The following is a 9047-nucleotide window of genomic DNA, read 5'->3' as shown; positions in this document are numbered from 1 at the left end:
GGCCCCAAACCCCCCGGGCGCCCCGGCCCCGGGTCCCCGGGGGGGCCCCCCCCCCCCGGCGGGCCCCACAGTCGTCCACCGGCGGACCGGATCAGTCCGTGATGGAGACGAGCTTCTTCGTCTTCAGGTCGGCCTGGACGCGGATCTCGGTCGTGTCGCTGCCCCAGGTCAGGGTGACCGTCGCGTTCGTCTTGCCCATCCCGCTGCCCGTGGACGTCACCTTCCACCGCGTCGGCACGTTCTGCGCGCGCAGCACCCCGTTGGCGTGGTTGGTCTCCTCCCACCGCTCCAGCTCCCGCTGGAGGGGCTCGGAGAGGTAGAAGGCGCGCAGCTGGTCGGCCGTCCTGCCGTCGCCCTCGTACACCGCGTCGATGTAGGAGCCGTAGAAGTCGGCGATCCGGGTGAACGCACCCTCGGGGCTGCCCGAGACGGACGGGGGAGCCGCGGCGGTCGCGGACGTGCCGGAGGCGACGGCGAACGCGAGGGCGGCCGCTCCCGCGGTGGCGGCGACGGCGAGGGAGGTGGTGCGCTTGGAGAACGTGAACATGGATCGGAACCTTTCCCCGTGCTGAGTGCGTGCCATTGCGGTCACTGGCACTGCCCCTGAGGACGGCCTCCCGCACCCGCCGGTTCTTTCCGTCCGGGGAATGGCCGGAATTCGTTCGTACGGGGGATCGCCGGAATGCCGGGGGAGTCGTCGCGGTTGGGGCGGAGGCGATATCCGAACGTACGCACTGGAGAGCTCATGAAGATCGGCATCATCGGCGCCGGCAACATCGGCGGCAATCTCACCCGTCGGCTCACCACCCTCGGACACCAGGTCTCCGTCGCGAACTCCCGCGGCCCCCAGACCCTGACCGCCCTCGCCGAGGAGACCGGAGCCACCCCCGTCACGGTCGCCGAAGCGGCCCGCGGCGCGGAGGTCGTCGTGGTCACCATCCCCTTCAAGAACGTGCCCGACCTGCCCTCCGGGGTGTTCGACGGGGCCGCCGAGGGCTTCGTCGTCATCGACACCGGCAACTACTACCCGCAGCAGCGCGACGGCCGCATCGCCGCCATCGAGGACGAGGGCCGGACCGAGAGCCGCTGGACCGAACAGCACCTCGGTCACCCCGTGGTCAAGGCCTTCAACGGGACCTACGCCGAGGACATCCTCACGCGGCCCCGCCCGGCCGGAGACCCGGAGCGCATCGCCCTCCCCGTCGCCGGCGACGACGAGCGCGCCAAGAAGACCGTCCGGGACCTGATCGACGAGCTCGGCTTCGACACCGTCGACGCCGGCGGCATCGACGAATCCTGGCGGCAGCAGCCGAACACCCCCGTCTACGGGCTGCGCGCGGGCACCGACGCCGTCGTCAAGGCGCTGGCCGAGGCCTCCCCGGTGCGCCCGGAGGAATTCCGCGGCTGAGCTCGCGAACCGTACGCCCGGACGCGGTAACTCTCCGCGTCCGAAGGGATTCCCTGTGCTACGGTGAGATCCAGTTGCGGGTGTGGTTCCCAAATATTTCAAGTGCTCCCGTCGGATTGCCCGGCGGGTGCACTTTTTATTTCCGGATGCTTTTCGGACGGGTCAAACATCACGTCGACTCCGGTGTCCGCACAGTGCGGCCCCGGGTACAGCCCCGAAGGAGAATCCATATGGCATCCGGCACCGTGAAGTGGTTCAACGCGGAAAAGGGTTTCGGCTTCATCGAGCAGGACGGCGGCGGCGCCGACGTGTTCGCCCACTACTCGAACATCGCCACCCAGGGCTTCCGTGAGCTTCAGGAAGGCCAGAAGGTGAACTTCGACGTCACGCAGGGCCAGAAGGGCCCGCAGGCCGAGAACATCGTTCCCGCCTGACCTTCGGGACGCGCGGTACACGAGGGCCGGGGCCCGCACCGACGGTGCGGGCCCCGGCTCGTTCCACACCGTGACCGAAGCGTCATCGCCCGGCCCTCCGCAGGCGGCCCGCCTCCTTGCTACGTTCTCCGGCACCCGGAGCCCCCAGGAGGCCGCCCATGCACGTCAGACCCCGTCTCCTCGTCACCGCGGTCCTGCTGGTGCCGCTCCTGCCGGCGACGGGCTGCACGGACCTGCGGCCGGGCCCGTCGTCCCTCTCCGCCCCGGCCTCCCCGGCTGCCCCGGTCTCCCCGGCCCCGTCCGGCGCGAGCACCGCAGCGACGCCCGCCGCGACGCCCACCGCGGCGTCCCCGTCGGCCCCGGCGCCGGTGACCGCGGCCCCCGTGACCACCGCCGCGACGAACCCGGCCGCGGCGCCGCCGCTCCGTTCCTCCCCGGCCCCCGCCACCCGCCTCTCCCTGTCGGTGAGCACCCGGGGCGGCGCACTCCGCCTGGTGCGGGGCGGTCCGGCCCAGGAATTCACCCTGACCCTGCGCAACGGCAACACCCGGGCCTACCGGCACCTGTTGCTCACCTTCCAGACGGAGTCCTTCGGACCGGCCCCGGGCGACCTCCCCGGCCCGGCGGCCTCCCTGGTCCTCGAACGCCGGGACCCGGCGACGGGCCGCTGGAACCCCGTCGAGCTGCGCATCGCCAACGATTTCAAGCCGTACGCCCTCCACGTCGGCGGCTCGCCCCTCGACCGGGACGCCGTGCGCACCGAGCGGTACCGGCTGCGCGCCACCGCCACCGGCCCCACGGGAAGTTCCCCGCTGGAGGTCCGGGCCCTCGACACCGACGCCCCGGAGGGCGCCGGAGAGGAGCTGGAGCGTCCGGCCCGGCTCACGCTCCCGCACACCACCCGACGGGCCTCCTGAGCCACAACCGCTACCTGGAGCGGCACACCTCCGGGCAGACTGTCCGTCGTGACGACACTGAGCAAAGGCGCCAACCTGCCCGTCGCGGCACCCTCCGTCCGCGCCGTCCTCGGCTGGTCCGCCGGCCCCGGCGTGCCGGACGTGGACGCCTCGGCGCTGCTGCTGACCAGCGGCGGCCGGGTCCGTTCCGACGGTGACTTCGTGTTCTACAACCAGCCGAGACACGCCTCGGGGTCCGTACGCCACCTCGGGAAGCGACCCGGCGCGGACGCGCTGGAGGTGGACCTCGCCGCCCTGGGGGCGGACGTCGAACGCGTCGCCCTGTGCGCTTCCGCCGACGGCGGGACGTTCGGGCAGGTCCCCGGCCTGCACCTGCGGCTCCTCGACTCGGCCTCTGGGGCCGAGCTGGCGCGCTTCGACATGACCGCCGGGGCCGAGACCGCCTTCGTCAGCGGTGAGCTCTACCGGCGGGCCGGCGCGTGGAAGTTCCGGGCGGTGGGGCAGGGCTACGCGAGCGGCCTCGCCGGGCTCGCGACCGATTTCGGGATCACCGTCGACGACGAACCCCCCACCACGGCCGCCGCGCCCGTACCGGCTCCCGCGCCCGTCCGCGCCCCCGCCCCAGCCCCCGCCCCAACCACCTCCCCCTACCTGCGGGCCGCTCCCGCCTCACCGGCCGTCACCCCCGCGGCCCCGCCCGCCGATTCCGCGGTACGGCTGGTCAAGGGCGAGGAGTGGCTCCCCGTCGACATGCGCAAACGGCTCTCGCTGCGCAAGCAGCAGGTAGCCGTGAGCCTGAGCAAGGCCGGCGCCACCGGGGTCACCGCCCGCGTGATCCTCGTCCTCGACGCCTCCGGCTCGATGAGCGCCCTCTACTCCCGCGGCACGGTGGCGGGCGTCGTCGAGCGCATGGCGGCCGTGGCCGCACAGCTCGACGACGACGGCGAGATGCAGGCGTGGACCTTCGCCACGAACCCGGCCCGACTGCCCGACCTCGCGATCGGTGACCTTCCGGACTGGCTGCGCCTGCACGTGCGCGTCGGCCAGATGAGCCTCTTCGGCCGCAAGAAGCCGCCCAAGGGGCTCCAGCCGGGCCAGGTCGACATGCGCGCCGTCGGCTTCCAGAACGAGGAGCAGAAGGTCATCGCCGAGGTGCGGGACTTCGTCCGCACCCAGTCGTCGTCCGTCCCGACCCTGGTGCTGTTCTTCTCCGACGGCGGCGTCTACCGCAACGACGAGATCGAACGGGAACTGCGGGCCGCCGTGGAGGAACCGGTGTTCTGGCAGTTCGTCGGCCTCGGGCGCGCCGGATTCGGTGTGCTCGAACGCTTCGACACCATGCCCGGCCGCCGCGTCGACAACGTCGGGTTCTTCGCCGTCGACGACATCGACCAGGTCTCCGACCCCGAGCTGTACGACCGGCTGCTGTCCGAGTTCCCGTCCTGGCTGCGCGCCGCCCGACAGGCCGGCATCCTGCGCTGAACGCGCACCCCGAAAGAAGGAAGACCCTCGTGAGCACCCCCGCCGGCCTCAGGATCCTGCGCGCCGCCGACCGCACCGCCACGCCCTGGAAGAACGGCGGGGGAGTCACCCGCGAGATCGCGGCACGGCCCGAGCACGCCGGCACGGCCGACTTCGCCTGGCGCGTCAGCCTCGCCGAGGTGGACACCGACGGCCCCTTCTCGGTGTTCCCGGGCGTCGACCGTACGCTCACCCTCGCCGAGGGGGCGGGCATGGACCTCACCGTCGCGGGGGAGCGCCGCCTGGTCGGCGAACGCTACGCACCCCGGCACTTCCCCGGGGACCGGCCCACCGACTGCCGGCTCCTGGACGGCCCCGTCGTCAACTTCAACGTGATGTACCGGCGGGACCGCACCGAGGCCCGGACCGCCGTCGTACGCGGCGAGTTGGACCTCGTCGTGGCACCGGACGAGACGGTCCTCCTCGTCGCCCTCGACGGCCCGGCGGCCTTCGACCGCACCGACGCGCCGGGCCCGCCCGCCGAACTGGCGCCGTACGACGCGCTCCTGGCGACCGGCCCGCTCACCGGCCTGGTCCGCACCACGGCCCGGGCGGCCCTGGTGCGCCTGAGGACCACCGGGTAGCGAGTTCGATCTTGCAGGCCGGAGGCGGTGCGGGCAGAATCGCCCGGTGACCGAGACCGAAACGGACCAGGACCCCTTCGCGGAACACCGCAGGCTCCTGTTCGCCACCGCCTACCGCATGCTGGGCAGCGTCGCCGACGCCGAGGACATCGTCCAGGACGCCTGGCTGACGTGGCACAAGGCCGACCGCTCGGAGGTCCGTCACCCCAAGGCGTACCTGGTGCGCACGGTGACCAACCTGTCCCTGAACCGGCTCACCTCCGCCCGGGCCACCCGCGAGGAGTACGTCGGCCCCTGGCTCCCCGAGCCGCTGCTGACGGCGCCCGACGCCGCGCAGGGACAGGAAGTCGCGGAGAGCGTGTCGACGGCGATGCTGGTCGTCCTGGAGACCCTCGCACCCGTCGAGCGCGCGGTCTTCGTGCTGCGCGAGGTGTTCGGCTACTCGCACGCGGAGATCGCCGAGGTGCTGGAGCGCCCGGAGCCCACGGTCCGGCAGATCTCCCACCGCGCCCGCAAGCACGTCCAGTCCCGCCGCCCCCGCTACGACACCGACAGCGCGGAGCGCGAGGCGGTCACGGCCCGGTTCATCAGCGCGTGCGCGGGCGGGGACCTGAACGCCGTCATGGAGATGCTCGCCCCCGACGTCACCGCCTGGTCGGACGGCGGCGGCAAGGTCAGGGCGGCGCTCCGCCCGCTGTACGGACCGGACAAGGTGGCGCGCTGGCTGGTGGGCGTGCTGAAGAAGCCCGAAATGGCCCCCGTCACCACCGTTCCGGCCGTCATCAACGGCGAACTGGGCCTCCTCGCCCTCGCCGGGGACACCCCCATGGGAGCGGTCACCTTCGACCTGGAGCACGGCAAGCTCCGCAACCTCCGCCTCCAGATCAACCCCGACAAGCTCCGCGGCCTGAGCGGGACGGACCCCGAGCGGGGGTGACGCCGCCCCGGCGCGGGGTCACAGGGACTCCGCGCCGCCGCCCGTCAGCGTGCGCAGGACCCGTTCGAGGCGGGCCCTCCGCGCCTGCGGGGTGAGGGACTGGAGCAGCGGCAGGATCAGCTGGTAGCGGCCGGTCCGGTCCAGTGCCCCGAACGCCTCCCGGGCCCGGGGGTCCGCTTCGAGCGCGGCCACCAGGTCCGGCGGCGGCTCCGCCGTCTTCTGCGACGCGTACGCCGCCTCCCACCTGCCGTCCGCCTGCGCCCGGCGCACCTCGGCCAGCCCGGGCTCGCGCATCCGGCCCGCCGCCGTGAGCGCGGCGACCTTGTCCACGTTCACCTTCGACCACAGGCTCCGGGGGCGGCGCGGCACGTACCGCTGGAGGTAGCACCGCTCGTCGAGGGAGCGGCGCTGCCCGGAGATCCAGCCGTAGCAGAGCCCGATGTCGACCAGCTCGTCGTCGGTGACCGAGGGGATGCCCGACCTCTTCTTCCCCACCTTCACCCAGACGCCCTCCGCGCGCGTCCAGTGCTCCGCCAGCCAGCCCTCGAACGCCGCGGCGTCCGCGAAGGCGATGATGTCCACCCCGTCGATCTCGTCCATGGCGCCAGGCTAGGCGGTGTCGTCAGTCCTGTCGTCAGCCCTGTCGTCGAGCGGTGTTCCGCCTACCGTGCGCGGAGCGCCTGCGCCCGGGTCTCGATCGCGGTGATCAGGGCCTCGACGCGCACCAGGAAGATCTGTTCGTCCGTCACCTCGGCCAGCTCGGTGCTCAGCCGGGTGATGTGGGGGAACCCCTGGGCGTCGACCAGGCGGTACTCGCGGCTCCACGAGGACTCGTCGGCCGCCCGGACGTCCGGGTCGAACAGCAGGTAGGCGGCGCGCTGGCCGACGTACGCGAGGAGGGAGTCGCCGACCATCCGGTAGTGGACCGCGGCCTCGGCACCGTCGAGCCCCGCTTCGCGCACGGCGCCGAGGATGAGCTCGACGACCCGGAACTCGTTGGGCCTGCGGGTGGTGCGGCTGGCCATCGTCGAGCCGACCACCGGGTACTTGAGGGCGACCTCCAGGGAGCCCGCGGCGAGCGCGCGCAGCCGGTCCTTCCAGCCGAGGCCCTCGGGGATGCTGTCGAGCACCTCGCCGAGCGTGCGGTCGGCGACCGACAGCAGCAGCTCGTCCTTGTCGCGGAAGTGCCGGTAGATCGCGGTCGGGTCGGCGCCCAGCTCCTCGCCGAGACGCCGGACGGTGAACGCGTCCTGGCTGCCGCGCGCCGCGATGCGCAGGCTCGCTTCGATGATCGCGTCGGGCGTGAGCTGACTGCCGGCGCGCTTGGACCGGGCGGGTGTGTCGGATGACTTCGGCATGGTGCGGCCAGTGTAACGATGTGGAACAGAGCCAGCGCAACACCGTTGACAACAATGTTGCGCTCCCGTTCACTCCTCCTCAACAACACGCCGTGCGGGCCCCGCCCGCCGAGCCGGAGGATGCGCCGATGTCCGACACCAGGCAGCGCGACACCCAGCGGGCCGACACCGTCTTCGTGGGGGGCAAGGTCTTCACCGGGACCGGCGACGCCCCCGTCAGGGCGGCCGTCGCCATCGGGGGAGGCCGCGTCCTGGCCGTCTCCGACGACAGCGGGGTCCGCGCCCTCGCCGGCCGGACCACCGAGGTGGTCGACCTCGAAGGCGGCCTGCTCGTCCCGGGGTTCCAGGACGCCCACGTCCACCCGGTGGTGGCCGGGGTGCAGATGCTCGGCTGCGACCTCAGCGGGCAGCACTCACTCGACGGCTACCTGAAGGTGGTGGCCGACCACGCCCGGAGCCACCCGGAAGCGGCCTGGATCCGCGGCGGCGGCTGGTCGATGGACGTCTTCCCCGGCGGCACCCCCACCCGCGCCCTGCTCGACGCGGTGGTCCCGGACCGGCCGGTCCTGCTCACCAACCGCGACGGCCACGGAGCCTGGGTCAACACCCGGGCCCTGCGCCTCGCGGGAGTCGACCGCCACACCCCCGACCCCGCGGACGGCCGGATCGAGCGGGAACCCGACGGAAGCCCGGCCGGCACCCTCCAGGAGGGCGCGGTGGACCTCGTCGCCCGCCACGTGCCCCTCGCCACCCCCGACGAGTCCCACGCCGGACTGCTGGCCGCCCAGGAGCACCTCTTCTCCCTCGGCGTCACCGGCTGGCAGGACGCCATGATCGGCGCCTTCCCCGGGAACCCCGACAACCACGACGTCTACCTGCGGGCGGCCCGCGAGGGATCCCTGCGGGCCCGCGTCGTGGGCGCCCTGTGGTGGGACCGCGAACGCGGCCTGGAACAGATCCCCGAACTGGAAGAACGCCGCCGCACCGGACGGGCCGGCCGCTTCCGCGCCACCAGCGTGAAGATCATGCAGGACGGCATCGCCGAGAACTTCACCGCCGGCATGCTCGACCCGTACCTCGACGGATGCGGCTGCGCCACCGCGAACTCCGGGCTCAGCTTCATCGAACCGAGGCTGCTCACCGAGGCGGTGCGCCTCCTCGACCGGTCCGGGTTCCAGCTCCACTTCCACGCCCTCGGAGACCGGGCCGTCCGCGAGGTGCTGGACGCCCTCGAAGCGGCCCGCACGGCCAACGGCGCCAACGACAACCGCCACCACCTCGCCCACCTCCAGGTCGTCCACCCGGACGACATCGGCCGCTTCGCCCGGCTCGGCGCGGCCGCCAACATCCAGGCCCTGTGGGCCGCCCACGAACCGCAGATGGACGAGCTGACGATCCCCTTCCTGGGACCCGAACGCGCCGCCCTGCAATACCCGTTCGGCGACCTGCACCGCGCCGGCACACGCCTCGTCGCCGGCAGCGACTGGTCCGTGAGCAGCCCCGACCCCCTGGAGGGCATCCACGTCGCCGTCAACCGGCAGGTGCCCGAACAGGACCCGGGCAGGCCCTTCTTCCCGGAACAGGCGCTGACCCTGGCCCAGGCCCTGACCGCCTACACCGCCGGCAGCGCCTGGGTGAACCACCTCGACGGGGTCACCGGCACCATCGAAGCGGGCAAGTACGCCGACCTCGCCGTCCTCGACCGGGACCCCTTCGAGCACCCCGCCCAGGAGATCGCCGCCACCCGCGTCCGCCGCACCTACCTGGAGGGCGAACAGGTCCACGCGGCCGCCGGCTGAGCCCCCGCCCTCCGGCCCCCCCCCCGCCTAACCTCCCGCTCCGCCCCGCGCACCCGGCGGGACCGGCCGGGCCGCCACCGGCCGTGCAC

General features: G+C 73.1%; 10 protein-coding genes. 7 read left to right on the top strand and 3 right to left on the bottom strand.

The window, feature by feature from the left end; all coding sequences use genetic code 11:
* Positions 1-91: 91 nt before the first annotated feature.
* Positions 92-547 (bottom strand): hypothetical protein, encoded by a 456-nt coding sequence (locus ABZZ17_RS04500; RefSeq protein WP_356871889.1) that lies wholly within the window; start codon positions 545-547, stop codon positions 92-94.
* Positions 548-682: 135 nt separating this feature from the next.
* Here ABZZ17_RS04500 and ABZZ17_RS04495 point away from each other — a divergent pair, with 135 nt between their 5' ends.
* From ABZZ17_RS04495 to ABZZ17_RS04470, 6 genes are all read left to right on the top strand, one after another.
* Complete coding sequence (locus tag ABZZ17_RS04495) at positions 683-1408, top strand: NAD(P)-binding domain-containing protein (RefSeq protein WP_356871887.1); 726 nt, start codon at positions 683-685, stop codon at positions 1406-1408.
* Between the two features lie 230 nt (positions 1409-1638).
* A complete protein-coding gene (locus ABZZ17_RS04490) occupies positions 1639-1842 on the top strand; it encodes a cold-shock protein (RefSeq protein WP_030228921.1) in 204 nt (67 codons plus the stop codon).
* A gap of 158 nt (positions 1843-2000) precedes the next feature.
* On the top strand, positions 2001-2759 hold the full coding sequence (locus tag ABZZ17_RS04485; protein ID WP_356871885.1) for a hypothetical protein: 759 nt from the start codon (positions 2001-2003) through the stop codon (positions 2757-2759).
* A gap of 48 nt (positions 2760-2807) precedes the next feature.
* On the top strand, positions 2808-4241 hold the full coding sequence (locus ABZZ17_RS04480; RefSeq protein ID WP_356871883.1) for a VWA domain-containing protein: 1434 nt from the start codon (positions 2808-2810) through the stop codon (positions 4239-4241).
* Positions 4242-4270: 29 nt separating this feature from the next.
* Positions 4271-4864 (top strand): HutD family protein, encoded by a 594-nt coding sequence (locus ABZZ17_RS04475; protein WP_356871881.1) that lies wholly within the window; start codon positions 4271-4273, stop codon positions 4862-4864.
* Between the two features lie 46 nt (positions 4865-4910).
* Positions 4911-5801 carry an RNA polymerase sigma-70 factor gene (locus ABZZ17_RS04470; RefSeq protein ID WP_356871879.1) on the top strand — a complete coding sequence of 297 codons (891 nt, stop codon included), beginning with the start codon at positions 4911-4913 and terminating at the stop codon, positions 5799-5801.
* Positions 5802-5819: 18 nt separating this feature from the next.
* Here the strand turns inward: ABZZ17_RS04470 and ABZZ17_RS04465 are convergent, their stop codons facing one another.
* Together ABZZ17_RS04465 and ABZZ17_RS04460 are read right to left on the bottom strand one after the other, a co-directional pair.
* On the bottom strand, positions 5820-6401 hold the full coding sequence (locus ABZZ17_RS04465; RefSeq protein ID WP_356871877.1) for a YdeI/OmpD-associated family protein: 582 nt from the start codon (positions 6399-6401) through the stop codon (positions 5820-5822).
* Positions 6402-6463: 62 nt separating this feature from the next.
* On the bottom strand, positions 6464-7159 hold the full coding sequence (locus ABZZ17_RS04460; protein WP_356871875.1) for a helix-turn-helix domain-containing protein: 696 nt from the start codon (positions 7157-7159) through the stop codon (positions 6464-6466).
* A gap of 128 nt (positions 7160-7287) precedes the next feature.
* On the opposite strand from ABZZ17_RS04460, the gene ABZZ17_RS04455 reads away from it, so the two are divergent.
* Positions 7288-8958, top strand: a complete 1671-nt coding sequence (locus tag ABZZ17_RS04455; protein WP_356871873.1) for an amidohydrolase — start codon at positions 7288-7290, stop codon at positions 8956-8958.
* Positions 8959-9047: the final 89 nt, after the last annotated feature.

This window comes from Streptomyces sp. NPDC006512 (genome assembly GCF_040611935.1).
In the GTDB taxonomy this organism is placed as follows: domain Bacteria; phylum Actinomycetota; class Actinomycetes; order Streptomycetales; family Streptomycetaceae; genus Streptomyces.
The sequence above is the reverse complement of the archived record's forward strand: the minus strand, read 5'-3'. Positions and strand labels throughout refer to the sequence as shown.

What these genes read in the sequence shown, in the direction of transcription:
- ABZZ17_RS04500 (WP_356871889.1), bottom strand. Translation starts at nt 547, where the DNA reads ATGTTCACGTTCTCCAAGCGCACCACCTCCCTCGCCGTCGCCGCCACC.
- ABZZ17_RS04495 (WP_356871887.1), top strand. Translation starts at nt 683, where the DNA reads ATGCCGGGGGAGTCGTCGCGGTTGGGGCGGAGGCGATATCCGAACGTA.
- ABZZ17_RS04490 (WP_030228921.1), top strand. Translation starts at nt 1,639, where the DNA reads ATGGCATCCGGCACCGTGAAGTGGTTCAACGCGGAAAAGGGTTTCGGC.
- ABZZ17_RS04465 (WP_356871877.1), bottom strand. Translation starts at nt 6,401, where the DNA reads ATGGACGAGATCGACGGGGTGGACATCATCGCCTTCGCGGACGCCGCG.
- ABZZ17_RS04460 (WP_356871875.1), bottom strand. Translation starts at nt 7,159, where the DNA reads ATGCCGAAGTCATCCGACACACCCGCCCGGTCCAAGCGCGCCGGCAGT.
- ABZZ17_RS04455 (WP_356871873.1), top strand. Translation starts at nt 7,288, where the DNA reads ATGTCCGACACCAGGCAGCGCGACACCCAGCGGGCCGACACCGTCTTC.
- ABZZ17_RS04485 (WP_356871885.1), top strand. Translation starts at nt 2,001, where the DNA reads ATGCACGTCAGACCCCGTCTCCTCGTCACCGCGGTCCTGCTGGTGCCG.